This window comes from Myroides marinus (genome assembly GCF_900109075.1).
GTDB lineage: Bacteria > Bacteroidota > Bacteroidia > Flavobacteriales > Flavobacteriaceae > Flavobacterium > Flavobacterium marinum_A.
In genome coordinates, this window is the sequence record NZ_FNYS01000002.1 from 13,491 (window position 1) to 38,284 (window position 24,794).

The 24,794-nt window shown below is 36.4% G+C and carries 22 protein-coding genes, 2 tRNA genes and 1 riboswitch; of the genes, 18 read left to right on the top strand and 6 right to left on the bottom strand.

Annotated elements, in window-relative coordinates; all coding sequences use genetic code 11:
- Window positions 1-31 precede the first annotated feature (31 nt).
- A riboswitch (cobalamin riboswitch) is annotated at window positions 32-212 on the top strand.
- Window positions 213-324: 112 nt separating this feature from the next.
- The 6 genes from BMX53_RS02410 (at window position 325) to BMX53_RS02435 (ending at window position 7,301) form a co-directional block, all read left to right on the top strand.
- A complete protein-coding gene (locus BMX53_RS02410) occupies window positions 325-2,394 on the top strand; it encodes a TonB-dependent receptor (protein ID WP_074744427.1) in 2,070 nt (689 codons plus the stop codon).
- Window positions 2,391-3,527, top strand: coding sequence for a YncE family protein (locus BMX53_RS02415; RefSeq protein WP_074744429.1), 1,137 nt, complete (start codon window positions 2,391-2,393; stop codon window positions 3,525-3,527). The genes BMX53_RS02410 and BMX53_RS02415 overlap by 4 nt, the downstream gene beginning before the upstream one ends.
- Before the next feature lie 14 nt (window positions 3,528-3,541).
- Entirely contained in the window at window positions 3,542-4,507 is a 966-nt protein-coding gene (locus tag BMX53_RS02420; RefSeq protein WP_074744431.1) for a PKD domain-containing protein, read from the top strand.
- Between the two features lie 26 nt (window positions 4,508-4,533).
- A complete protein-coding gene (locus BMX53_RS02425) occupies window positions 4,534-5,631 on the top strand; it encodes a DUF4465 domain-containing protein (protein WP_074744433.1) in 1,098 nt (365 codons plus the stop codon).
- Between the two features lie 53 nt (window positions 5,632-5,684).
- Entirely contained in the window at window positions 5,685-6,494 is an 810-nt protein-coding gene (locus BMX53_RS02430; protein WP_074744435.1) for a DUF4465 domain-containing protein, read from the top strand.
- A 273-nt stretch (window positions 6,495-6,767) separates the two neighbouring features.
- Window positions 6,768-7,301: a GNAT family N-acetyltransferase gene (locus BMX53_RS02435; protein WP_074744437.1), complete on the top strand. Its 534-nt coding sequence runs from the start codon at window positions 6,768-6,770 to the stop codon at window positions 7,299-7,301.
- Between the two features lie 162 nt (window positions 7,302-7,463).
- Here the strand turns inward: BMX53_RS02435 and BMX53_RS02440 are convergent.
- From BMX53_RS02440 to BMX53_RS02460, 5 genes are all read right to left on the bottom strand, one after another.
- Window positions 7,464-7,540, bottom strand: a tRNA-Asp gene (locus tag BMX53_RS02440).
- A 204-nt stretch (window positions 7,541-7,744) separates the two neighbouring features.
- Window positions 7,745-7,821 (bottom strand) — tRNA-Asp (locus BMX53_RS02445).
- Window positions 7,822-8,659: 838 nt separating this feature from the next.
- The gene (trxA, locus tag BMX53_RS02450) at window positions 8,660-8,977 is read right to left on the bottom strand and encodes a thioredoxin (protein WP_006257591.1); all 318 of its coding nucleotides are present in this window, start codon (window positions 8,975-8,977) and stop codon (window positions 8,660-8,662) included.
- Window positions 8,978-9,088: 111 nt separating this feature from the next.
- A complete protein-coding gene (gene dnaE / locus BMX53_RS02455) occupies window positions 9,089-13,609 on the bottom strand; it encodes a DNA polymerase III subunit alpha (protein ID WP_074744439.1) in 4,521 nt (1,506 codons plus the stop codon).
- Between the two features lie 267 nt (window positions 13,610-13,876).
- Window positions 13,877-14,494, bottom strand: coding sequence for a hypothetical protein (locus tag BMX53_RS02460; protein WP_074744441.1), 618 nt, complete (start codon window positions 14,492-14,494; stop codon window positions 13,877-13,879).
- Between the two features lie 536 nt (window positions 14,495-15,030).
- On the opposite strand from BMX53_RS02460, the gene BMX53_RS02465 reads away from it, so the two are divergent.
- The 3 genes from BMX53_RS02465 to BMX53_RS02475 all read left to right on the top strand — a co-directional run bounded on the left by BMX53_RS02465 (window position 15,031) and on the right by BMX53_RS02475 (window position 16,702).
- On the top strand, window positions 15,031-15,558 hold the full coding sequence (locus BMX53_RS02465; protein ID WP_074744443.1) for a 30S ribosomal protein S16: 528 nt from the start codon (window positions 15,031-15,033) through the stop codon (window positions 15,556-15,558).
- A gap of 12 nt (window positions 15,559-15,570) precedes the next feature.
- On the top strand, window positions 15,571-16,101 hold the full coding sequence (gene rimM, locus BMX53_RS02470; protein WP_074744445.1) for a ribosome maturation factor RimM: 531 nt from the start codon (window positions 15,571-15,573) through the stop codon (window positions 16,099-16,101).
- Between the two features lie 67 nt (window positions 16,102-16,168).
- Window positions 16,169-16,702 (top strand): P-loop NTPase family protein, encoded by a 534-nt coding sequence (locus tag BMX53_RS02475; RefSeq protein WP_074744447.1) that lies wholly within the window; start codon window positions 16,169-16,171, stop codon window positions 16,700-16,702.
- 198 nt (window positions 16,703-16,900) lie between these two features.
- Here BMX53_RS02475 and BMX53_RS19370 read toward each other — a convergent pair whose 3' ends face one another.
- On the bottom strand, window positions 16,901-17,035 hold the full coding sequence (locus BMX53_RS19370) for a hypothetical protein (RefSeq protein WP_262492896.1): 135 nt from the start codon (window positions 17,033-17,035) through the stop codon (window positions 16,901-16,903).
- Between the two features lie 95 nt (window positions 17,036-17,130).
- Between BMX53_RS19370 and BMX53_RS02480 the strand changes: the two genes are divergently transcribed.
- The 9 genes from BMX53_RS02480 to BMX53_RS02520 all read left to right on the top strand — a co-directional run bounded on the left by BMX53_RS02480 (window position 17,131) and on the right by BMX53_RS02520 (window position 24,785).
- Window positions 17,131-17,919, top strand: a complete 789-nt coding sequence (locus tag BMX53_RS02480) for a GLPGLI family protein (protein WP_038987204.1) — start codon at window positions 17,131-17,133, stop codon at window positions 17,917-17,919.
- 10 nt (window positions 17,920-17,929) lie between these two features.
- Entirely contained in the window at window positions 17,930-18,682 is a 753-nt protein-coding gene (locus BMX53_RS02485; protein WP_074744449.1) for a GLPGLI family protein, read from the top strand.
- Between the two features lie 21 nt (window positions 18,683-18,703).
- Window positions 18,704-19,456 carry a GLPGLI family protein gene (locus BMX53_RS02490; RefSeq protein WP_074744451.1) on the top strand — a complete coding sequence of 251 codons (753 nt, stop codon included), beginning with the start codon at window positions 18,704-18,706 and terminating at the stop codon, window positions 19,454-19,456.
- Between the two features lie 107 nt (window positions 19,457-19,563).
- A complete protein-coding gene (locus BMX53_RS02495) occupies window positions 19,564-19,782 on the top strand; it encodes a hypothetical protein (protein WP_074744453.1) in 219 nt (72 codons plus the stop codon).
- A gap of 9 nt (window positions 19,783-19,791) precedes the next feature.
- A complete protein-coding gene (locus BMX53_RS02500; RefSeq protein WP_074744455.1) occupies window positions 19,792-20,148 on the top strand; it encodes a type II toxin-antitoxin system PemK/MazF family toxin in 357 nt (118 codons plus the stop codon).
- 72 nt (window positions 20,149-20,220) lie between these two features.
- A complete protein-coding gene (locus BMX53_RS02505) occupies window positions 20,221-20,928 on the top strand; it encodes a tRNA1(Val) (adenine(37)-N6)-methyltransferase (protein WP_074744457.1) in 708 nt (235 codons plus the stop codon).
- A 459-nt stretch (window positions 20,929-21,387) separates the two neighbouring features.
- On the top strand, window positions 21,388-22,662 hold the full coding sequence (locus BMX53_RS02510) for an O-acetylhomoserine aminocarboxypropyltransferase/cysteine synthase family protein (RefSeq protein WP_074744459.1): 1,275 nt from the start codon (window positions 21,388-21,390) through the stop codon (window positions 22,660-22,662).
- A 1-nt stretch (window position 22,663) separates the two neighbouring features.
- Window positions 22,664-23,803 (top strand): trans-sulfuration enzyme family protein, encoded by a 1,140-nt coding sequence (locus BMX53_RS02515; RefSeq protein WP_074744461.1) that lies wholly within the window; start codon window positions 22,664-22,666, stop codon window positions 23,801-23,803.
- A 16-nt stretch (window positions 23,804-23,819) separates the two neighbouring features.
- Window positions 23,820-24,785 carry an alpha/beta fold hydrolase gene (locus tag BMX53_RS02520; RefSeq protein ID WP_074744463.1) on the top strand — a complete coding sequence of 322 codons (966 nt, stop codon included), beginning with the start codon at window positions 23,820-23,822 and terminating at the stop codon, window positions 24,783-24,785.
- Window positions 24,786-24,794: the final 9 nt, after the last annotated feature.

A 24,794-nucleotide genomic window follows, 5' to 3' on the forward strand; every position in this document is an offset into this window, starting at 1 on the left:
AGAATAAATACTTTCCATTAACCTTTTTTTATATATTTGTAACCAGACTGGTTATCATATTGATACGAAGAGGGAATTAGGTGTGAATCCTAAACAGACCCGCTGCTGTAAGCTCATAAAACAATAACGAATCTAGTTATCCACTGTCATATTGATGGGAAGGATATTCGTTAGGAGTAAGTCAGAATACCTGCCATTCTAAAATAAGTTTTGATGTTTTCGGGGTATGAAGCATTAAACGTTCTACACAAAAGTCATTGTTATCAATGCTTATTGGCACGTTTATGCTCTTCAAGAAGTCAAAACAACTAGCCAAAAACTATTATGACAAAGACAAAATTACTAGCGCTAACCACGCTGTTATGTATTACATCTAGTACTATCCATGCTCAGACGCATAAAGATAGCATTACCTCTCTTAAAGAGATAGTGATACAGAAAGAAGTATTTAAAGACCTAATCCCTGTTCAAACTTTAGACGGCGCTAAACTTCAACGCTTAAATAGTTATAGTGTTGCAGATGCACTAAGATACTTCGCAGGAGTTAAGATAAAGGATTACGGTGGTATGGGTGGGCTTAAGACCGTGGACGTCCGTAATATGGGTACGCATCACGTAGGTGTATTCTATAATGGTGTACAGGTAGGTAATGCTCAAAACGGTATCGTAGACTTAGGTAAGTTCTCCTTAGACAATATAGAAACAGTAAAACTATACAACGGACAACGAAGTGCTATATTCCAATCTGCAAAAGAGTTTGCTTCTGCATCTACTGTTTATTTACAAACTAAGAAACCAATCTTCGAAGAAGGTAAAGACATCAATGTATCTGCAAAATATAAAGCAGGTTCTATACAATTAGTCAATCCTTCTGTACGTACAGATATTAAAGTCTCAGATAATGTCAGTACTTCTATAAGTGCTGAATATATGTACTCTAATGGGGATTATAAGTTTAGACAAAAACGCCATAATATAGATGGCTCTGTAGCTTATGATACTATAGGCCACAGACAAAATAGTGATATCGAAGCATATCGTATAGAGAATACTTGGTTTGGTAAAACAGACAAAGATACTTGGCAAGCGAATCTATACTACTATCAATCTGATAGAGGATTACCAGGAGCTGTAATTAAGAAGAGTGATATCACACTAGAAACAGAGAACATAAATGAACGTCAAAGTGACAAGAACTTTATGGCTCAAGGAGAGTGGACTAGATTTGTTTCTGACAAATACCAGTTCCAACTGAAAGGTAAATATGCGTATGATCAGATGCATTACTTATCTCGTAAGACAGTTGCCTTCGAAGGAGAGGAGGTGACTTACAATCCTCAGTTTGACAATACTTATTACCAACAAGAGTATTACATATCAGCTGCACATCTATATAAGATTACTGATATATGGGATGTATCACTAGCTACTGACCTTCAGTACAACAAACTAAACGCAACTCGTAAAGGACAGGGTACTTTGTTCTCTTATCCTGAACGTTATACATTCTTAACTTCTCTTGCTACATCTGTTAATCTTGGGAAAGTAAAGGCACAAGCTAATATCTTGGGTACATTCACTAAAGAGAAAGTTCGCTATAATTATGAAGCTCCTGATAGACAGTTTTGGGCTCCTTCTGTGTTCTTAAGCTATAAGCCTTGGGATAACGAGAACTTTATCATTCACTCATTTTATAAGTACATCTATAGACTACCTACTTTCAACGATCTATACTATACACAATTAGGAACTGCAAATCTAAAACCTGAGGCTTCTAGACAAGTCAACTTAGGTTTTACCTATAACAAGCAGTTCAGTAATTCACTAATCGATGAAGTACACTTATCTGTAGAGTCATACTATGCTAATATTACTGATAAGATTATAGCTACTCCTACATCTAGTATGATGAGATGGATGATGACGAACTTAGGTAAGGTAGAAAACTATGGTATAGAGACTAACTTAGGTACAACAGTTAATCTACTTGATGATTTAAAATTAGGTGTTAACCTAACTTATGAACACACTATTGCTAAAGATAAAAGTGAAACACTATATGGTAAACCTTCCTATTATGGAGATCAGATACCATATGCTCCATGGCACTCAGGATCTTCTATTGTAAGTCTTGATTATAAAGATTGGTCTCTTAACTACAGTTTCATCTACGTAGGCGAGCGTTATAATGGTAATAAGAACAATATTAAACGCAATGAGATTCAGCCTTGGTATACACATGATGTGTCATTGCTTAAAAACTTTAAATGGCAACAGTACAAGTTTAGAGTTAGCGTAGAAGCTAATAATATCGCTAACCAATACTATGAAGTAGTAAGCAACTTCCCTATGCCTGGACGCAACTTCCGTTTTACCTTAAGCTTTGACATATGAGACTAAATAATATACTCTTTATACTTATAGCCTTATTGACACTAAACAGTTGTCGTAAGGATGAAATGATATTCTTATCCGATAGTTCACAAGTATCTATACCAGTTCCTACCGAGCGATTTAGTGGTTTCTACCTACTAAACGAAGGTAATATGGGAATGAATAGAGCTTCTATTGATATGTTCGAATACCAAACAGGTCTTTATACCAGAGATGTGTTTTCTGAACGCAATCCTCATATTACAAAAGAACTAGGGGATGTAGGAAATGATATCAAGATATATGGAACAAAAGTCTATGCGACAATCAATGTATCTAACTTCGTAGAAGTATTCGATGTGCAGACTGGCAAACATATTAAACAAATACACGTACCTAACTGTCGCTACCTCGCATTTAAAGATGGTAAAGCTTATGTTAGTTCTTACTCAGGTAAGGTAGAAATAAACCCTAATGCAGAACGTGGATTCGTAGCAGAGATTGACACATTATCCCTAGAAGTTACAAGAAGAGTAACTGTGGGTTATCAACCTGAAGAAATGGTTATTAAAGGTAATAAACTTTATGTGGCTAACTCTGGAGGTTACCGTGTACCTAACTATGATACTACAGTTTCTGTGATAGACATACCATCATTTACAGAAACCAAGAAGATTGATGTAGCTATTAACTTACACCGTATGCAGATAGATAAAGCAGGTGACATATATGTATCATCTAGAGGTGATTATTATAATACTGAACCTAATCTATATGTGATAGATTCTAATACTGATAAAGTAAAACAAAAGCTAGACATACCAGTCTCTAATATGACAATGGATGACGATAAGATATATTACTACGCTACTTCATTTAAACACAATACAGGTGGTAACACAGTAAGCTACGGTATACTAAACACATTAACTAAGCAAATCATTACTAATAATATTATTAAAGACGGTACAGATAAACAGATCCAAATACCTTACGGTATTGCTGTAAATCCTGAAACTAAAGAAATCTTTATGACAGATGCTCAAGATTATGTCGGAACAGGTTTTGTCTATTGCTACTCTCCAGAAGGAATACTAAAGTGGAAAACTACAGGCGGTAATATTCCTGCCCATATAGCATTTATTAAAAAATAAACCAATAACTAAATATGAAAACAACCAAATTAAGGTTAAGCTTATTAGCTACTCTATGTCTTTCGGCTATTACTTTTTATAGCTGTTCTAGTGACGATTCTCCAGCAGCAGAAGAACTTGTTGACTCGATTTCTTATACTTATAGTGATGTTACTAAAGTACTAGATTTTCGACCAGCACCAGGTCAATTCGTTAATGAGCTACCTAAATACGAAGAGGGTGATACGCAAGAAATAATGAACCAAAAAGCTTTAAAAGCTATCTCTGGTAATAAACTATCAATGGTTTCTTTAGGAGGTTTTGGAGGATACATCGTTATGGGATTCGATCAAACAATTAAAAACGTAGACGGTAGAAGAGATTTTATTGTATTAGGTAATGCTTTCAAAAACAGTTCTGAACCAGGTATTATCATGGTCGCTCATGATAAAAACAAAAACGGAAAACCTGACGAAGATGAATGGTACGAAATTAAAGGAAGTGAATATAGTAACGCTAAAACTATTCACAACTATGAAATGACATTCTACAAACCTTCTGCTGATCTAGATGCTAAAAAAGGTGATTTCGACAATTACATTGAATACAAAAATAATCAAGGAGATAAGGGTTACAAACCTAAAAACAGATTCCATGACCAAAGCTACTATCCTCTTTGGATAAAAGAAACTTCATTAACGTTTAAAGGAGCCAAATTACCAAATAATGCAACTGATACTAGTGGTAATGGAACATATTGGATACTTCCAGAATACGAATATGGTTATGTTGACAATCAAGTTAATAGTCACATAGATGCTGCTATAGATATTAACTGGGCAGTAGATAAAAATGGTAAATCTGTACAACTACCAGGAGTTGATTTTATCAAAGTTTATACAGCTATGGATCAAGAGGCTGGATGGTTAGGAGAAACATCTACAGAAGTATCTGGAGTAATAGACCTACACAAAGCTAAATTCAAAGTTCCTACCAGATAACGCAACTTAATTAACACCAATATATTATGAAAAAACACCTTTTAAAATTTAGCTCTATACTATTTTTAGGGCTTACCTTATTAACAGCTACTGTTTTCACAAGCTGTTCTAATGATGATAATGTTCCATATTCAATACCTACATTTAGTGGTAACGTAGAGTCTGTTACTTTTGACGAAGTTACTATTGATCCAAAACTAAACAATAATGGAGCTTCTTATAGATGGATTAATAATGCTACTCAACAAGTACTTTCTACACAACAAGTATTAAAATATACATTTAATACACCTGGTACATATAACCTAGTACTATCAGAACAAAATGGTAGTTCATATAGATACTATACTTATAACGTAATCGTTAGTAAGAGCTATAACTACAACTATGTAACATTAGATTTATCAACTTTCAACTTAACTGATGGTCTTAATGCACAAGGAGGAAAGATATGGAGTAAAACATACACTGATAAAGTCTTACTACAACATCAAATATTTACTTTCTCTCACACATCTGAATATCCTGCTACTTGGGATGGTTTTACTGTATCAAATGTAAACGACGATAAAAACTATAATCAAGATGGTTCTGCTGGTTTTATAGAAAATCAATGGGGCTCAATGGCTAAAGGTGGACTAAAAGGAGAAGGTAGCCCTTTTATTATAGGATACTGGTCATACTACATGAAAGATTGGCAAGCGACAGCTGGCACATTTAATGAAAAACAATACTCTAACTGGATAAAGATTGGTAATGGAAAAGACAGTTACAAAGCTGTCGATATAAACATCTCTAATCACCCTTGGCCATATTATGGAAATCTAACAGGTGATTCATTTGCAAGAAAATTTGAAAAAGGAGATTACTTTAAAGTTATGATCTATGGAGTTGATAAGAATAATAAAATCAATCCTAAGCCAGTAACACATTATTTAGCAGACTTTAGAGGAGATAAACTAATAATGTCTAAAGACTGGAATAAAGTAGACTTATCATCATTAGGAGAAGTTAGTTATTTAGTATTCCAAATGGAAACAACGGATGCAGGTGACTATGGTCCTAATACCGCAGTTTATTTCTGTATGGATGGTCTAACAGTAGACAAAATAGATAAAAACTAAACATTAAAAGACAGCTATAATGCTGTCTTTTTTCACTAATTCTGACAATTACTATGAAAAAACAATTCTTAAGATTAAGCACCTCATTCGTACTAGGGCTTACACTACTTACTGCTACTACATTCACTAGTTGTTCTAGTGATGACAACAGTACTATCTACCAAGAAAGAACTACTCTTGATTTATCATCAGTTCCATTGACATTAGATACTAAAGATGGGAAAATTTGGAAAGAAACTTTTACAGAAAATACACCTCTAGCTGTTACTTCATTTATTTTTAAACATACTGTAAACACTTTTGGAGAAAGCAAATATTGGAACGGATTCACAGTATCTAACAGCACAGATAAGACAGACCATAAAGACAAGTTCCCTACTTATATGTATGGTACTATGGCTGACAATAGTGCACCTTTCTTAGTTGCAAATACACAAGGTTTGCCTAATGGACTAAAGATTGGAGATCCTATAAAGCTTGACGGGGCTAACACAGTAGCTACTTTAACCGACTCTACAACTCCTCAGTCTATAGAATTAGCTCTTAGCCCTTATACATATCACTCTACCGAAAGAGGAGACCAATTTGCTAAAAAATTCGAGAAAGGAGACTTCTTTAAAGTTATTATCTATGGACTAGATGAGAACAACACAGTTACAACTGCTCCTATTGAGCACTACCTTATTGATTATAGAAAAGAAAAAGGTAATGTAAATATGAATTGGCAAAAAGTAAACCTAGAGAAACTAGGTAAAGTAAAACACCTTGTATTCTATATCGATTCATCTGATAAAGGCCAATGGGGAGTTAATACTCCAGCATACTTTACAGCTAAGAACCTTACAGTGTATAAAACAAACTAAAACAAGCAACTGTGCATACATAGTCCAAAAACTGTTTTATAGGACATTGATTAGTCAATACGAGGTCAATTGCTGGACAAATAGCCGCTCTGATCCACTAAACATTCATTACTCTCCACTGTCAGTCCAACAACTAAGATTGGTAATAACAAATAGAGAGCCTTAGGACAACGTATGATTATATACAAGAAAGAGTTAAGCTAAATAATATAAAGGACTATCATTATGGTAGTCCTTTTTTTATACCTTGTGTACACTTATTATTAACACATCATGCACATAGAGATTACGCAGATACATACTATAACATCTGAAATCGAATTATTGCTTACAGAGCACAGAAGAGCACTAGGTACAGATATAAATATTCATAATCAAAATGAAGAGATTAGCATGCTCTACACAGCCCCTAGAGGTACATTATACGTTGCTAAAGCAAATAATCAAATTGCAGGTTGTATTACAATTACAAGATTGACAGATTACAACTGCGAACTAGGAAATTTATTCATTAGACCTAACTTCCAAGGTTTAGGTATAGGTATGCAACTTTGTCTACAGGCCAAAAGCTTTGCTAAGCATACAGGTTATCGCACACTATACTTGACTACACATAAATCCCTAGAAGGTCCTAATTCTACTTACAAGGCATGTGGTTTCACACCATGTACACCTTACGTTAAGACTCCTATATCTGGATATATCTATATGGACTATGTATTTGTTGAAGATGACTATATTAAAAATGGAATTCTACAGATGATTCTCCGATACTTTAAATATCAGAGAAGAGAACAATATAGATAAAAATAAAAAAGCTCTCCCGCACTAGGAAAGCTTTTCATTGGTCTAACTACTAAACCTTTAGTGCTTTCGCACTTAACAACACAACTAAATTTTAGTACCTCTATCAATAAACTTTTAGAGGCCAAAAAAAACCTCCCAACTTCATGAGAGGCTCTTTTTTATTGGCGGTCTGGACGGGACTCGAACCCGCGACCCCATGCGTGACAGGCATGTATTCTAACCAACTGAACTACCAAACCAATATTCTATGCTTTCTATGTGTTACTTTAAAACTCAATAGTTGATTAAAAAAAGCTCTCCCGCACTAGGAAAGCTTTTCATTGGTCTAACTACTAAACCTTTAGTGCTTTCGCACTTAACAACACAACTAAATTTTCCAACTCTACCACGAAAAAGTAGAGGGCAAAAAAAGCCGTCCCACGTTGTGAGAGGCTCCTTTTAACTGGCGGTCTGGACGGGACTCGAACCCGCGACCCCATGCGTGACAGGCATGTATTCTAACCAACTGAACTACCAAACCTTCGTCGTTATTGCTTTAATGCGATGCAAATATACAACCATTTTCAAAAGTTCCAAACCTTCATTTAAAAAAAATCAAACTTTTATCTACTCGTTTTTTGATAAAACTGAAAATCAACAACATAAAACTTAAACTTTTTTTCATTTTTTTTATCCCTTCTCTTGCATTGCCTTACTAAATGCATAAAAACACCGTTAATCCCAGCAAAATTTAGGCTTCTCATCAGTCAATATTAAGTAAAACCTGTCATTTATTTCCCAACTTCACTTCATAAAAAACAGTTTTAACTCAAAAAAGACCTATACACAATCCGAAAAAAGATAGAATCCTTACAATTTTTATGACCAAAAGAACGTCATAACATAAAAACAATACCTTTTTTTGAACTAAAAAACGACGAATGAAGCCTAACTTCACTCCAAAAAAATAACTTTAAAGAGGTTCCCACCATCTTTCTCTCCTAATTTAACCCCAATTCAACAAGAGACGAATAGCTAAATTACTTCCAAAATAGCTCTACATTTATAAAAAAACCATACTACAGTACAGTATTAAAGAAAATAAAAGAGCTATATAGTATAATTTACCAGCAGTATCAGACTACTATTAAACGTGGATTTAACTACAATATGTCAAAGAACGTATGAACTATAATTCGAAAACAAAATTACTTACTCACACATTCTTTATTCCCAACTATGGTTTTTATGATCACTAATGCCTACTTATAGTCTATTATGGTCACAACTATTGGGACGCTTCATTAATATAGTATAGATATAAACAAAAAAAGACCCTCATTACTGAGAGTCTTCCTTAATACTATATATCTCGTGGATTATAATAATCCTTCGATGAAGTCTACATAAGTCTTCTTAGGAGCAACACCAACTTGACGTTGTACTACTTCTCCATCTTTGAACACTAATACTGTAGGAATGTTTCTAATTCCAAATTTAGCAGCGAATTCTTGGTTAGCATCAACATCTACCTTACCTACTACTGCTTTACCTTCATACTCTGAGCTGATCTCTTCGATTACTGGCCCTAACATTTTACAAGGTCCACACCATACTGCCCAAAAGTCAACCACTACGGGTTTGTCTGATTTTAATACTACTTCCTCGAAAGTAGCATCTGTTATTTCTAATGCCATTATTCTTTGCTTTTTATATTATATCAACAAACTTAATAAAATTATTATACTTTATTATATACATGGAATTATTTTTATCTATTAATCCATTATCAAAAAGTATCACTTTTACTAGTTTAATTTAAAATCTACTTGTAACGCTTCTAATTCCTCTAATAGTTCAGCAGTGATATTCACCCTACTATTACGGCTAGAAAACTCTACTCTATTGACAACTCTAAACTCAGGTACATCTACAGCTATCGCTTCATCCATCTCGAAGTTATCCCCTCCAGTCTCCTCGTCATCCTCATCTACTCGCAGTCTAGGCATACTCGTAGTAGTTTCTTTTACTATACGTTCTATCTCTAACAATTCAAAGTTGACAAAGCTATCTCCTTGATAACGACTAAACGCATCCTTAATCAACTCCGCCTGTCTAGAAGCAACATCTTTTACATTCATAACCACTGTCAGCTTCTTAGCGAAAGTAGGTATCACTTCGTGTAATAGCTTCATTTCTATAAACTGTATACGAGGTTCACTCTTCTCCCCTGTATCCTTATTCACCCAACCCTCTTTCACGAGTATCTTCACATACACAAAAGTATTATTTAGTAAGAAATGTCTAAACTTCAAGAACTCTTCATTAAACATACGGAACTCAAAGCTCTCATCATATCCCTCTACTCTAAACATAGCCCAATCCTTCCCCTTAGCCGAAGTACGGAACTGCACATCACTAATCATACCTCCGAACATCAGATTACGCCCTGTGAACGGTGTTAAATCCACTAGTTCCTCTACCTTCACATTACAGAAATATCTCATTTCAAATTTAAAGTCATCTAATGGATGTCCTGAAATATAAATACCTACTACCTCTTTCTCTTTTGCTAGCTTCTCCATCGTACTCCATTCCTCACAGATAGGCAATAACGGCTCTGCTATTTGCACCTCACTACTCTCTCCGAACAAGCTAAACTGAGATGAATTATCATTCTCTTGAGACTTCGCTCCATAGCGTATAGCCTTTTCTAAGAACACCCCATTATCACTAGGATCCATATGAAAATACTGTGCTCTATGCGTATTTTTAAAACAATCAAAACCTCCAGCTAAAGCCAAATTCTCAAATGCCTTCTTATTTGCAGATCTCAAATCAATACGCTTCGCTAAATCAAATACAGAAGTGTACAATCCATCCTTTCTATTCTCTACGATAGTATTTACAGCACCTTGCCCTACACCTTTGATAGCTCCCATACCGAAGCGAATCTCATAGTTATCGTTTACTGTAAATTTATAGAATGACTCATTCACATCTGGTCCCAATACCTGAAGTCCCATACGCTTACACTCCTCCATAAAGAATGTAACCTGCTTGATATCATTCATATTATTAGACAGTACAGCAGCCATATATTCTGCAGGATAGTGAGCCTTTAGATAAGCAGTCTGGTATGCGATCCACGCATAACACGTCGAGTGAGACTTGTTAAACGCATACGAAGCAAAAGCTTCCCAGTCTTTCCAGATCTTCTCTAATGTAGTCTCATCATGTCCCTTAGCAGAAGCCTGTTCTACGAACTTTGGCTTCATCTTATCCAGTACATCCTTTTGCTTTTTACCCATCGCCTTACGCAGTACATCGGCCTCACCTTTAGTAAAGCCAGCCAACTTCTGTGACAAAAGCATTACCTGCTCCTGATATACCGTAATACCATAAGTCTCCTGTAAGTACTCCTCACAGGCATCTAAGTCATATACGATAGGCTCCTCACCATTCTTACGGCGAATAAACGAAGGAATATACTCTAACGGCCCTGGACGATACAGTGCATTCATCGCTATCAGATCGGCGAATACCGTTGGTTTCAGCTCACGCATATACTTCTGCATACCAGCAGACTCGTACTGAAACACCCCTATCGTCTCACCTCTCTGGAACAATTCATACGTCTTTACATCGTCGATAGGAATCTTATCTGGATCTATATCAATACCTGTACGGTACTTCACTAACTTAATAGTATCCTTAATCAGGGTCAACGTTTTTAACCCTAAGAAGTCCATCTTCAGCAGACCAGCACTCTCAGCTACCGAGTTGTCAAACTGGGTCACATATAAGTCTGAATCCTTAGCTAGTGTTACTGGTACGAACTTCGTAATATCATCTGGAGTAATGATTACCCCACAGGCATGAATACCTGTATTACGCATAGACCCCTCTAGTATCTTCGCCTGTTGTATCGTTTCTGCAGCTAGCGAACCATCTTGTGCTAGTGCGATTAATTCTTTTACTTTATCAAATTCCTCAGAGCGAAGCACTGCTTTTACAGCATTCTCATCCTCCGTTAAGAATCGATTTAGATTCCACTTAGACGGCATCATACCAGGGATAAGCTTAGCTATCCTATCCGCCTCAAATAGCGGTAAGTCTAACACCCTAGCCGTATCTCTAATAGCCGACTTAGTCGCCATCTTACCATAAGTAATAATCTGAGCCACCTGATTAGCCCCATACTTATTGATTACATATTCCATCACCCGACCTCGTCCTTCATCATCGAAGTCAATATCAATATCGGGCATCGATACACGGTCAGGGTTAAGAAAACGCTCAAAAAGCAAATCATACTCGATCGGATCTAGATTCGTAATCCCAAGACAATATGCTACTGCAGACCCTGCAGCAGATCCACGTCCAGGCCCTACTGATACCCCCATCTCTCGAGCTGCCGCGATAAAGTCTTGTACAATCAAGAAGTAACCCGGATATCCAGTTCTCTCGATAGTTGCTAGCTCAAAGTCTAGACGTTCACGTATATCATCTGTAACCTCAGGGTATCTAGCCTCAGCTCCTTTATAAGTAAGGAATTTTAAGAAGTTATTCTCTCCTCTTTTCCCGGTTCCATCACCTTCTAAATCTCGAGCATCTTGGAACTCTTCAGGAATATCAAACTTAGGAAGCAATACATCTCGGTGCAGCACGAATGGCTCTACCTTATCTACTATCTCCTGTATATTATATATCGCATCAGGTAAGTCCTCGAACAGCTCTTTCATCTCATCAGTAGACTTAAAGTAGTACTCCTGATTAGGCAGTCCGTATCTATATCCCCTACCTCTACCGATAGGTGTAGACTGTTTCTCACCATCCTTCACACATAACAAAATGTCGTGTGCATTCGCATCCTTTTTATCTAAATAATACGCATTATTAGTCGCTATTAGCTTCACATTATGCTTACGTGCTAGCTCTATTAATGCCTTGTTTACGCGATTCTCATCCTCCTGATTATGTCGCATTAACTCTACGTATAAGTCCTCACCGAACTGCTCTTTCCACCACACTAAGGCTTCTTCAGCTTGGCGCTCTCCTACGTTTAATATCTTTCCTGGCACCTCACCATATAAGTTACCAGTCAGTACCATGATATCCTCCTTATACTGCTCCACCACCTTCTTATCAATACGAGGCACATAGTAGAACCCGTCTGTATAAGCGATAGAAGCCATCTTAGCTAAGTTGTGATACCCATGTTTATTTTTAGCAAGTAATACTACTTGATATCCATTGTCTTTTTTTGATTTATCAGTGTGATTCTCACAGATAAAAAACTCACATCCTACGATAGGTGTAAGTGTCTGCAGTGGCTCTTCACCATTCTCAGCACGTTCTTTATTCTTAGCTTCTATTCCCTTGTTATGGTTATTCACAGCCATCACGAAGTGGAATGCCCCCATCATATTACCGTGATCTGTCATCGCTACAGCAGACATATCACAGTCACCAGCCTTCTTCACTAGATTATTAATAGCGATAGTAGACTGTAATATAGAGAATTGAGTATGCACGTGTAAGTGAGCGAACTTAGCCTGATCTAGCAACTCCTTCTCGTGATCAGATACCTCCTCAGAAGCACCTCCATCAAGCTTAGCTAAACGTTTGCGGATTTCTTCAGACGCCTTTTTTAAGTTGATATGCTTAAGACCAATAAGTTTAAATGGTTCAGGATTAGCCTCTCTATAACGCACGATGTACTCCTCGTCCTGTTGTAACTCCTGAGTAGAGAATGTACCATGCTTGATCAATTCTAAGAAACAGCGTGTAGTAGCCTCCACGTCAGCAGTAGCATTATGTGCCTCTGCGAATGACTCACCAAATAAGAATGTATGTAACTCTGTCAGTGTAGGTAGTTTAAATCTACCTCCTCTACCTCCAGGTAATTTAAGCATCTCAGCCGTTACCTCTGTACACGTATCTAGCACAGGCATCTCAGCCATAGGGCTACTCACCCCTTTTCGATAAAACTCACATCCCATGATGTTCACGTCAAACCCAGCATTCTGACCGACGATAAACTTAGATTTAGACAGCGCGATATTAAACTTCTCTAACGCTTCCATTAGAGAAATACCATCCTGCTCTGCTAGTTCTGTAGAAATACCATGTATACGCTCAGCATCATAAGGAATATTAAATCCCTCAGGTTTGATCAAATAATCTTGATGCTCTATCAGCCTACCATACTCATCGTGTAACTGCCACGCGATCTGTATACATCGAGGCCAGTTATCAGTATCGGTTATGGGCGCCTGCCAACTCTTAGGAAGTCCCGTAGTTTCGGTATCAAAAATTAAGTACATACTTGGTTATATGAATTTTAGCCTTAAATAAGGTAGAATAGATCAAAAAACAAAGTTACAAAACTTTCAGAATATAGTAATCGGTTTACAGTAATCAGTTTTCGGTTGACGGCTCTTGATATTTGGTTATTGGTAACGTCATCACGCTTAACGCATCACGCATTACCTTATTGTTATGTACAAAAAAAAGACCACCCTTTATCAGAGTAGTCTTAATATATCTCACCTTCTCTTCAGAGAAGCATTATTCACAATTGTAATTATATACTATTTACCAGCAGAAACAGGCATTATATAAATTACCCCATCTTGAAATGATTTCATAGGCTGTAATTTCTCATAGTACTCTTTTTGCTTAGTGGTAAGTTTATCATACCCTTCTGGCTTTTCTTTCTGCATATTAGCGAAGAACTCTGCAGTCACAGTACCAGGCACTTGTTTCTTATCATCAGCATAACTAAAGATACCACTATTGCTAATACTTGCCGCTGTTCTATACACAGCTAATTGAGTTTTACTTTTTTTGTCGTATACAATATATTGAGCAAAAGCTACATTTTTATTATCCTCAGTTGCTTGTACTACATCGCCAAATTCAAAACTTCTCACTGGCTGATTCTCAAATAAAGTATAAGGAACACGTAAAGCAAACATAGTAGTATCTGTCTCTGCCTTCATAAAGAACACATTTTCATTAGCTACTTTTAACTCATTATAATTTGGCCTCCAAGTTTCGAATTTCATTCCACTTGCATTAGTCTTTATCGTGTACTCCTCATTATTCACCATAGCGATAATACTAGGATCACCATTCTTTGTCTCGTTCTCACACGCAACAAACCCTAACCCTAAAACCAGTAAAAATGCACCTATTAGCTTTTTCATATTTCTATAACTATCTTTCTTAATAACAGCGATTACAAAAATATAGTATTTCACCGACACAAAAAAGCCTTTTTTTAATATAAAATTAACTTTTTGTTTTTTAATGCAACTTATTGACAGTAAACAAACAGAGACAATGTATAAAACACCCATTCCTCACTAAAATTTGCCCCCTTTTGGAGATAATGGCTTCATATGCACTTTTTGACATATAATGCTCATTGAATTAAAATACAAACAACTGATTTACAGATGCTAATAATATTTTATTTTATCTTTGTTTTGATACTGTTCGGTAATTACTAGTGTTTACTTGGGATGAGAGGTTGTTTTGCAAACCGTACTAAACTCGTACCCAAACCATCTACTAAGGAATAGAGATGAATAAGTCTGTTTAACATTGATATAGAACACACAGATAGTCAAACAGATACGAAACAAAAAAAATAAAGATAATAACTATATACATCAAAATAAATACTATCTTTGCACCTCAATTTTAACGAGGTCGGGTACCTCAACTAATTAAATTAATTATGTCTGTAAAAATTAGATTACAAAGACACGGTAAAAAAGGAAAACCTTTTTACTGGGTAGTAGCTGCTGATGCACGTGCTAAAAGAGATGGTAAATTCTTAGAGAAAATCGGAACTTACAATCCTAACACTAACCCTGCAACTGTAGAATTAGATGTTGATTCTGCTGTTAAATGGTTATTCAACGGTGCTCAACCTACAGATACTGCTAGAACATTACTTTCTTACAAAGGAGCAATGTTAAAACACCACTTACAAGGTGGAGTTAACAAAGGAGCTTTAACTCAAGAGCAAGCTGACGCGAAATTCGCTGCTTGGTTAGAAGAGAAAGCTACTAAAATCAACGCTAAGAAAGAAGGATTATCTTCTAACAAAGCTGCTGACAAAGCTGCTAGATTAGCTGCTGAGAAAGAAGTAAACGCTAAACGTGCTGCTGCTGCTCAAGCTAAAGCTGCTGCTGCTACTGCTGCTCCTGTAGAAGAAGCTGCTGAAGTAGTTGAAGAAAGCAACGAAGAAACTCAAGCATAATTCTCTAGCGATATGCGTAAAAAGGATTGTTTCTATTTAGGCAAAATCGCGAAGAAATTTAGCTTTAAAGGGGAGGTGCTTATTTATTTAGACACCGATGAACCTGAGTTATACGAAAACTTGGAATCAGTATTCGTCGACTTCGACGGACAACTGGTTCCTTTTTTTATTAATGAAGCTTCATTACACAAAAGCGATTTCCTAAGAGTTAAGTTCGATGAATGTGACTCTGAAGAAGATGCTGACCGTATTATCGGTTCAGAGATATACCTACCACTGACTATGCTTCCTAAATTGGAAGGAAACAAGTTCTACTACCACGAAATCACTGACTTCGAGGTAATAGATACTAATGAAGGTCCGATAGGTAAAATAAAAAGAGTGAATGATAGTAACTACCAACCTCTATTCGAAATAGACCTAGATGGTACTGAGATATTAGTACCGATGATCGATGAGCTAATTCACAAAGTAGATAGAGAGAACAAAAAGCTTTATCTTAATGTTCCTGTTGGATTACTAGATATTTATTTAGGTAGATAATCACACCAAACAGTATAGAAAACCTCAAATCAATCGATTTGAGGTTTTTTTTATAATTTTACCAACTATGACTTCAATCGACCAACTTGGCAATCGCATCTGTATTATTGGTATTAGCTCGTCTGGTAAATCTACCTTAGCACAAGCTCTTGGCAAAAAACTAAATCTAAATGTATTACACTTAGATCAGATAGCTCATATCCCTAACACAGATTGGGTACCGAGAGACAAAGAATTAATGGCTGCAGATCATCAGGCTTTCTTAGATAATCATACAGACTGGGTGATAGAGGGTAACTATAGTTATCTGATGCCTGAGCGCTTTGCTCATGCTACTACTATCATTTGGCTTGACTTCTCTCCTATGGGTGCATTGTACAGATATATCAAAAGGAGTATAACACATAAGGATAATCGTCCAGGTAATTTAGATGGTGCGAAGAGTCAGTTTAGTATCAAGATGGTCAAATACATCTTATTCGAAGCTCCCAAAAAAAGTCCCAAATACATAGCACTAATCAATAATAGTCCTGCTACATTTATCCATATCCGAAGTTTTAAGGAATTGATGAGGTTGTACAAGGTGTGGGAGTTATCCTAATCCCAAATATCCTAACTCCAAATAACATCTTCTTCTGGAGCTTTGTATCTTCTAGGGTAGTTTCCTGAATTATAAGCTTACCTCTAATATCCAGTATTCATCTATTAAATCAGAATCATTATTTAGCATTTTTAGATTGATTTAAGATTAGTTCTTCTAACTCCTCCGCACGTTTTTTCTGTTTCTCTTGCTCAGTGATTACATAGCTGTATACCATCCGAATAGAGCTAAGGCAATGACTCCACATACAATAGTAAGTAGTGTATTACTCTTCTTTTGGGGTTCATTATTATTCTCAGTTGGTCTGTTTTCTCTAGAATTAAAGCTATTCATATCTAATTAATTTTTACAAATCACTAATATATAACGTGTTAAATTCATAATTTATTACTATCATTACTAAACCAAATAACCAAAAAACAACTATAATGATAAAAAATTTAGTACTAGCTCTACTAATCACAACTACAACTGCACTAGCCCAAGAACAAAAAAAAATACAGGTAACGCGATACAACTATACCCTGACTACAGTAGCAGAAATTCACAAATCTGATCAGACTTCTACTGTGGAGGCTATATTAGATATCAATGGTGATCAATCAAGATTTATGAACTACAATAGATACCATCTGATGGAATCTAAAATCAATCCTAACAACTCAAAAGAAAAGAAACTAGAAATTGCGCATAATTTTGGAAAAGGTTTCAATTGGATTGTCTACACAGATAACGCGAAGACTTACTTCTACAGTACAATAGGAGATTTAAAGAATTTCTATAGCGAGGATAAAAACACTATCAAGTGGACCATCCTACCAGAAGTAAAACAGTGGAATGACTATAAGGTACAAGAAGCTACTACTACCTATGGCGGGAGAGAGTGGACAGTATTATTTACTCAAGAAATACCTTTACAGAGTGGCCCATATAAATTCGTCAACTTACCAGGCCTTGTAGTCAAAGCATGGGACAGTGAGAATCACTATACATTCGAGCTTCTACACAGTCAGAAAGCAGAGACTATATGGGACATTGTAGAATTAGAAAAATATGAACAGATCTCTAAAGACCAAGTTAATAAAGCGCGTCATATAGATGCTAACAAAACGTATGAACAAAGTCTAAGTGAAAAAGGAATAACTATACAGAATGGTCCTCCTGAACTAAAAGCAAAGAAAAAAACAGTACAAAACCCTATTGAACGAGACTTCTAAAAAATATATAATGAAAAAGTACTTATTCATGCTGCTAATCACAGCTACTTCTCTAGCCCAGAATAAAGACGTAGAGGTCATGAGGTATGAATATCAGGTAGAAATATCTAATGACAAAGGAAAGATGATAAAATCAGGGATTGCTATTCTAGATATTTATAATACTGAATCGCGATTTATGAATTTAAAAAAGTATGAATACACTCAAGCTACCCCTATAGAAAAACCACAACCTGGAACATCTCCATCTATTAACTGGATCGTGCTGACAAAGCAAAACAACATTGCTTTCTATGAAACCATAGGTCTAGACAACAGTTACTCTGAAGAAGATAAGAATACCATCAAATGGACTATCCTACCAGAAATAAAACAGTGGAATGACTATAAGGTACAAGAGGCTACTGCTAACTATGGAGGGAGAGAGTGGACAGTATGGTTTACCCAAGAAATACCTTTACAGAGTGGACCTTATAAGTTTGTCAATTTACCAGGGTTTGTAGTTAAGGCATGGGACAGTGAAAATCACTTTGTCTTTGAATTTCTTACAAGTAAGATGACTACAACTAACTGGGGCATCCTAACAGATAAGAAGTATGTAAAATACACAAGAGAACAGACACTAAAAGCAAGAAAGACAACAGCTAATAAAACATATAATCAACTTTTCGAAGAGAGAGGTATTAGCGCAGGAAAGGAACACACTAACCGCTATAATATAACTATAGGTAAACTTCAGAATCCTATAGAACGAGATTTTTAAAAAAACACTAAAAAATATATAATGAAAAAGTACTTATTCATGCTGCTAATCACAGCTACTTCTCTAGCCCAGAGTAAAGACGTAGAGGTCATGAGATATAACTACAAAACGAGCATCGCTAATGGCTCAGCTAAGGTAGTAAGAGATGGAGCAGCTATTCTAGATGTAAGAGATAAAGAGACTCGCTTTACTGATTTGAAGAACTATGAGTACTTGGCTTCACTAAAGACAGATATGCCTGAGAAGAATAATCAATCTTCATTTAAATGGACGGTTTATACAGGAGATAAGAATACTACATTCTATGATAAGATAGGTCTAGACTTAAGCTATTATGAGGAAGACAAAAATAGCATCAAGTGGACGATACTCCCTGAGGTCAAACAATGGAATGACTATAAGGTACAAGAGGCTACTACTACCTATGGAGGGAGACAATGGACGGTACTCTTTACTCAAGACATCCCAGTACAGAGTGGTCCCTACAAATTCGTCAACTTACCAGGATTTGTAGTCAAAGCCTGGGATAGTGAGAATCACTTCGTCTTCGAGTTAGTAGACAGTCAGAAAGTAACTATTATATGGGATATACTAGCAGATGAGAAATACGAAAAATATACTAAGGCACAAACTACTAAAGCACGTAAGACAGCCGCAAGTAAGACATATACTCAGCTTATGGAAGAAAAAGGGACAACTCTAAGCAAAGGAATGGCTGATTACTTCAATAAAAAAGTTGGTGATACTGAGAACCCCATTGAACGAGATTTTTAAGGTATTAAACTGTAATATAGAACGTTATATTTAACTATTGTAACATTCTATATTACAGCTTCTTATTTTTTTACTTACCTTTGCAGAGCATTTAATTAAGTTATCAAATGACATTAAACATCACAAATAGAAAAGCTAGTTCCTTACTACAGGATTCTTCACAGAGAGATATTTCTTCTTCTGTAGAGAGCGTGTTTAATGAAGATTTGATATTAGAAACTACACTATCACAGTCAGACTTAGAACATAATATAACTGCACTCTCTTCTGATACTTTCTCTAAAGAATGGGATATAGAAGAAGATGAATACTGGATGAGTTATTAATAAAGCATCATGGAGTATAAGCAGCGTGATTTAGTACTCGTTAAATTCCCTTTCACAGACCTAACAGGGTTCAAAGTCAGACCTGCTCTTATAATATCCAACAGTAGTGTCAATAAAAGTAATGATTACCTCATAATGATGATTACTACACAACACATAGGAGGTTCATTCGGTATTGAATTTGACAATGATGATCTCACTACCCCACTAAAACCTCCAATAACGAAAGCATACATATATACCAAAAAGTTAGCTTTATTAGATAAAACAATCATTCATAAGAAGATTTCCACACTTAAAAACTTATCTAAATTCCAAAATATCATAGAACAACATATTTCTAGCATAACACTAGAAGTAGATTAGGACATGGTTGTTCAGTATCATACTAGGTCACTAACCCTCCTTTTTGTACTTTTGTAAAAAAGAATAAGCAATATGTTTCAATTTAAACAATTCACTATACAGCAGGATAAGTGTGCGATGAAGGTAGGTACAGATGGGGTACTATTAGGTGCGTGGACTCCTGTAGACAACAATCCTTACAGTGTATTAGACATTGGCTCTGGTACAGGACTTTTAGCACTTATGATGGCTCAGCGCACAGGGGCAGAGCAGATAGATGGTGTAGAGATAGATGAGCATGCACATGAGCAAGCAGTAGAAAACTTTGAGAGCAGTCCATGGGGAGATAGACTATTCTGCTATCATGCCGACTTAGAGACTTTTGCCAATGAGATGGAAGAAGAATATGACTTGATTATATCTAACCCACCGTTTTATAGTGAAGATTACCACACGAATGATAAACAGAGAGACACGGCTCGCTTTCAGGATGCTATGCCTTTTGATTTATTAATTGAGGCTGTAGAGTATTTCTTGTCAGAGAAAGGTGTATTTAGTGTTATTATTCCAGCTAAAGAAGAAGATACAATGATACGTTTAGCTGCTGAGTTTGGTATCTATCCATTCAAAGTAACTCGCGTTCGAGGGAATGAACAAGCTGAAATCAAGCGCAGTTTAATTGCTTTTTCACGTCAATTAGTAGAACAAATACCATTAGACGAGTTAATTATCGAAATAGAAAGGCACCAGTATACACCAGAATTTCAAGCACTTGTAAAAGACTTTTATTTAAAACTTTAAAAAAAGTCACTTTTATTTTGTTTATTCCAAAAATTATTTGGGATATTTGTACCAACGAAAACAAAGAAGAAAAAATGAATACAGTTTATACAATGATGATGAGCATGATGATGTGGAGAAATCCGCAGGGCTTGTTATTTGCATAAACTTAAATTCAAAATAACATATATAAAGCCCTTGCATTTGCGAGGGCTTTTTTTTTACACCAAACCAAACAGTATATAATTAGCAGAATATAGAATACCATGATTTACAATACTAACACAATGATGATGGCAATGATGATGATGAACATGATGATGTTCACGCCGCCCTATTGCCTAAAGTCAACGAGTTAGTTATAATCTAAAACAAGAGATTAAAATACTTGAAGTCCTTTTGGCAATGCCGAAAGGACTTTTTTTATGCCCTTAATTCAAAACAAAAAATAGTAACAAAAACATTAAAAAATATTCAACCATGAGCAATTTAAATTTTTCAACACAAGCATTACACGCAGGACACAATGTACAATCTACAGCAGGAACAAGAGCAGTGCCTATCTATCAGACATCATCGTATGTATTCGAGAATGCTGATCACGCAGCAGGAGCTTTTAACCTGTCTATCCCAGCGTATATCTACACAAGATTAAACAATCCTACAAACGATATTCTCGAGCAACGCTTAGCCGCACTTGAGGGAGGTATCGGAGCAGTAGTAACAGCATCAGGAGCATCAGCTATCTCTACTACGTTCTTGACATTGCTAAAAGCGGGAGACCACATCGTATCTTCTAACAGCTTATACGGAGGAACATACAACTTATTCAATGTTACACTTCCTCGTTTTGGTATCAACACTACATTCGTTGATCCTTCTAATATAGAGAACTTCAGAACGAATATTCAAGAGAACACAAAAGCAATATTCGTAGAGAGCTTAGGAAATCCTAAACTGGATATCATCAACTTAAAAGCAGTAGCTAAGATTGCACAAGAGTTTAAAATTCCTTTTATCGTAGATAATACAGTAGCCTCTCCTGCTCTACTTAACCCAATCCAATACGGGGCAAACATCGTAGTACATTCCCTAACTAAATACATCGCTGGTAACGGTACATCATTAGGAGGAGCGATAATCGACGCAGGTACTTTTGACTGGTCAAGTGGTAGATTCCCAGAATTCACAGAGCCTTCTCCAGGATACCACGGATTAATATACCACCAAGCATTAGGTAACGCTGCTTTCATCGCTAAGATAAGAGTAGAAGGATTAAGAGATTTAGGTGCAGCACTTAGCCCATTTAATGCCTTCCAAATCATCCAAGGATTAGAGACTTTACCTATCCGTATCCAAAAACACAGTGAGAATGCATTAGCCTTAGCAGAATGGTTAGAAAAACAAGACGCTGTAGCATGGGTAAACTATCCAGGTCTTAAATCAAGTGCTTACCACGATTTAGCAAAAGAGTACTTGCCAAAAGGACAGAGTGGTGTGGTAACATTCGGATTAAAGAAAGGATTCGAAGCAGCCAAAACAGTAGCAAATGACACTAAACTATTCTCTCTATTGGCAAACATAGGAGATACTAAGTCACTAATCATTCACCCTGCTTCTACTACACACCAACAATTAACGGTAGATGAGCAAAAAGCAACAGGAGTAGCACCAGACTTAATCAGACTATCTGTAGGAATAGAAAACATCGAAGACCTAAAAGCAGATTTAGCTAACGTATTTAAAACATTATAAGATGAGTACCCAAACAGACATACTAAAACACATTCCGATAGACCCACACACAGGAGCCATAGCTGTACCAATCTATCAGACAACGACATTCGCTCAAGAGGCACCAGGAGTAAACAAGGGATTTGACTACACTCGTACTAATAATCCTACTCGTCAAGCTTTAGAAGAATTAGTTGCTTCATTAGAGAATGGTGCGAAGGGCTTTGCCTTCGGAAGTGGGCTTGCTGCAATAGATGCAGTATTCAAGACACTAAGCCAAGGAGACGAAGTAATAGCTGTAGCGAATATCTATGGTGGGACTTACAGACTGCTAAATGAGGTGTATGCGAAGTTTGGGATAAAGACTCATTATGTTGATACAACAATAGTTGAGAATGTAGAAAAGGCAATTACCAATAATACTAAACTAATCTGGATAGAGAGCCCTACTAACCCAACACTGAGAATATCTGATATACAAGCGATAGCAGACATTGCTAAGAAACACAAAGTTTGGTTATGCGTAGACAACACCTTCGCTACACCGATAGCCCAAAAGCCATTAGACTTAGGAGCTGACCTCGTGGTTCACAGTGCTACGAAGTATATCGCGGGTCACTCAGATGTAGTAGCCGGATTAGTAATCACGAAGACAGAGGAGTTGGGCAAGATCATTAAGTTTCATCAAAACTCAACTGGAGCCATACTAAGTCCTTTCGACAGCTTCTTAACCATCAGAGGTATTGAAACCTTGCTACTGAGATACAAAGGATATTCAGAGAATGCCCTAAAGATAGCAGAGTACCTCAGCACTCATCCTAAGATAAACAAGATATACTATCCTGGATTAGTGAATCACGAAGGACATGAGTTAGCAAAGAAGCAACAGAAGTACTTCGGCGGAGTAATAAGCTTTGACCTAAAAGACAACAGTAAAGAGGCTGCACTTACGATTATCCAAAGCCTAAAACTCTTCACGCTTACAGAAGGGCTTGGAGGAATAAAGAGTTTAAGTAATTACCCTTTTGAGATGTCTCATGGGTCAGTACCTAAAGAGACAAAAATAGAAGCAGGAATAACAGAAAGCTTAATAAGGTTGTCCATAGGATTAGAAGAAACAGAAGATTTAATAGAAGATATCAAACAAGCATTAGCACAATAAATAACAATAGAATACCATGAGTCGCTTACAAGAAATAACTATCGCTAACCATACTTTGACAAACGGAAGTACACATACTTTTCACTTTACTTATCAGGTAGTGGGACAGCCCTTACACAGTGCTCCAATCGTGTTGGTCAACCATGCCTTAACAGGAAATAGTGAAGTAGCAGGTGATAAGGGATGGTGGAATAGCTTAGTGGGTTATGACAAAGTAATAGACCTCAACCGATATACAGTGATTGCCTTTGATATCCCTGGCAATGGATACAACAAACAACAGGCTCACCTCATCGAAGATTACAAAGCAATAACGACAAAAGTAGTTGCTGAAGTGTTCTGGAAAGCATTAGACCGACTACACATTGATCATCTATATGCAATCATCGGAGGTAGCTTAGGAGGTAGCATCGCTTGGGAGATGACTTTTATTAGACCTCAAGCAGTAGATCACTTAATCCCAATAGCGACAAGTTGTAAAGCATCAGACTGGTTAATAGGCAATGCCTTAATCCAAGACAGTATTCTAAACAACTCTTCTCAACCGATAGAAGACGCTCGTATGCATGCTATGTTACTCTACCGCACTCCTGCATCGCTCCAGCAGAAGTTTGCCAATGGGTATAAAGAAAGTGAGAGTCAATACGCTATAGAAAGTTGGTTAAAGTATCACGGACAGACCTTAAACGGTCGCTTTACTCTACAGGCTTATAAGCTAATGAACCACTTGCTAAAGACCATAGGACAGGAAGTAACAGACGAAAGTCTGAAAGCCTTCGGTCAACATACAAATACCAAGATACACTGCATCGCAGTAGATACGGATTATATGTTCACTAAGGCAGAGCAAGAATACACAGTAGCTCTACTTAAAGACAATTGCAAACACATTACATACCAAGAGATTCAATCAATACACGGCCACGATGCCTTCTTAATTGAATACGAACAATTAAACAATTTATTAAAACCATTATTCTAAAATCAGCAC

Excerpts from the sequence above, each read along its gene's own strand:
- BMX53_RS02510 (WP_074744459.1), top strand. The coding sequence starts at position 21,388 with ATGAGCAATTTAAATTTTTCAACACAAGCATTACACGCAGGACACAAT.
- BMX53_RS02460 (WP_074744441.1), bottom strand. The coding sequence starts at position 14,494 with ATGAAAAAGCTAATAGGTGCATTTTTACTGGTTTTAGGGTTAGGGTTT.
- BMX53_RS02465 (WP_074744443.1), top strand. The coding sequence starts at position 15,031 with ATGTCTGTAAAAATTAGATTACAAAGACACGGTAAAAAAGGAAAACCT.
- BMX53_RS02495 (WP_074744453.1), top strand. The coding sequence starts at position 19,564 with ATGACATTAAACATCACAAATAGAAAAGCTAGTTCCTTACTACAGGAT.
- BMX53_RS02475 (WP_074744447.1), top strand. The coding sequence starts at position 16,169 with ATGACTTCAATCGACCAACTTGGCAATCGCATCTGTATTATTGGTATT.
- BMX53_RS02505 (WP_074744457.1), top strand. The coding sequence starts at position 20,221 with ATGTTTCAATTTAAACAATTCACTATACAGCAGGATAAGTGTGCGATG.
- BMX53_RS02520 (WP_074744463.1), top strand. The coding sequence starts at position 23,820 with ATGAGTCGCTTACAAGAAATAACTATCGCTAACCATACTTTGACAAAC.
- BMX53_RS02515 (WP_074744461.1), top strand. The coding sequence starts at position 22,664 with ATGAGTACCCAAACAGACATACTAAAACACATTCCGATAGACCCACAC.
- BMX53_RS02435 (WP_074744437.1), top strand. The coding sequence starts at position 6,768 with ATGCACATAGAGATTACGCAGATACATACTATAACATCTGAAATCGAA.
- rimM (WP_074744445.1), top strand. The coding sequence starts at position 15,571 with ATGCGTAAAAAGGATTGTTTCTATTTAGGCAAAATCGCGAAGAAATTT.
- dnaE (WP_074744439.1), bottom strand. The coding sequence starts at position 13,609 with ATGTACTTAATTTTTGATACCGAAACTACGGGACTTCCTAAGAGTTGG.
- BMX53_RS19370 (WP_262492896.1), bottom strand. The coding sequence starts at position 17,035 with ATGAATAGCTTTAATTCTAGAGAAAACAGACCAACTGAGAATAATAAT.
- BMX53_RS02415 (WP_074744429.1), top strand. The coding sequence starts at position 2,391 with ATGAGACTAAATAATATACTCTTTATACTTATAGCCTTATTGACACTA.
- BMX53_RS02480 (WP_038987204.1), top strand. The coding sequence starts at position 17,131 with ATGATAAAAAATTTAGTACTAGCTCTACTAATCACAACTACAACTGCA.
- BMX53_RS02410 (WP_074744427.1), top strand. The coding sequence starts at position 325 with ATGACAAAGACAAAATTACTAGCGCTAACCACGCTGTTATGTATTACA.
- BMX53_RS02430 (WP_074744435.1), top strand. The coding sequence starts at position 5,685 with ATGAAAAAACAATTCTTAAGATTAAGCACCTCATTCGTACTAGGGCTT.
- trxA (WP_006257591.1), bottom strand. The coding sequence starts at position 8,977 with ATGGCATTAGAAATAACAGATGCTACTTTCGAGGAAGTAGTATTAAAA.
- BMX53_RS02500 (WP_074744455.1), top strand. The coding sequence starts at position 19,792 with ATGGAGTATAAGCAGCGTGATTTAGTACTCGTTAAATTCCCTTTCACA.
- BMX53_RS02420 (WP_074744431.1), top strand. The coding sequence starts at position 3,542 with ATGAAAACAACCAAATTAAGGTTAAGCTTATTAGCTACTCTATGTCTT.
- BMX53_RS02490 (WP_074744451.1), top strand. The coding sequence starts at position 18,704 with ATGAAAAAGTACTTATTCATGCTGCTAATCACAGCTACTTCTCTAGCC.
- BMX53_RS02485 (WP_074744449.1), top strand. The coding sequence starts at position 17,930 with ATGAAAAAGTACTTATTCATGCTGCTAATCACAGCTACTTCTCTAGCC.
- BMX53_RS02425 (WP_074744433.1), top strand. The coding sequence starts at position 4,534 with ATGAAAAAACACCTTTTAAAATTTAGCTCTATACTATTTTTAGGGCTT.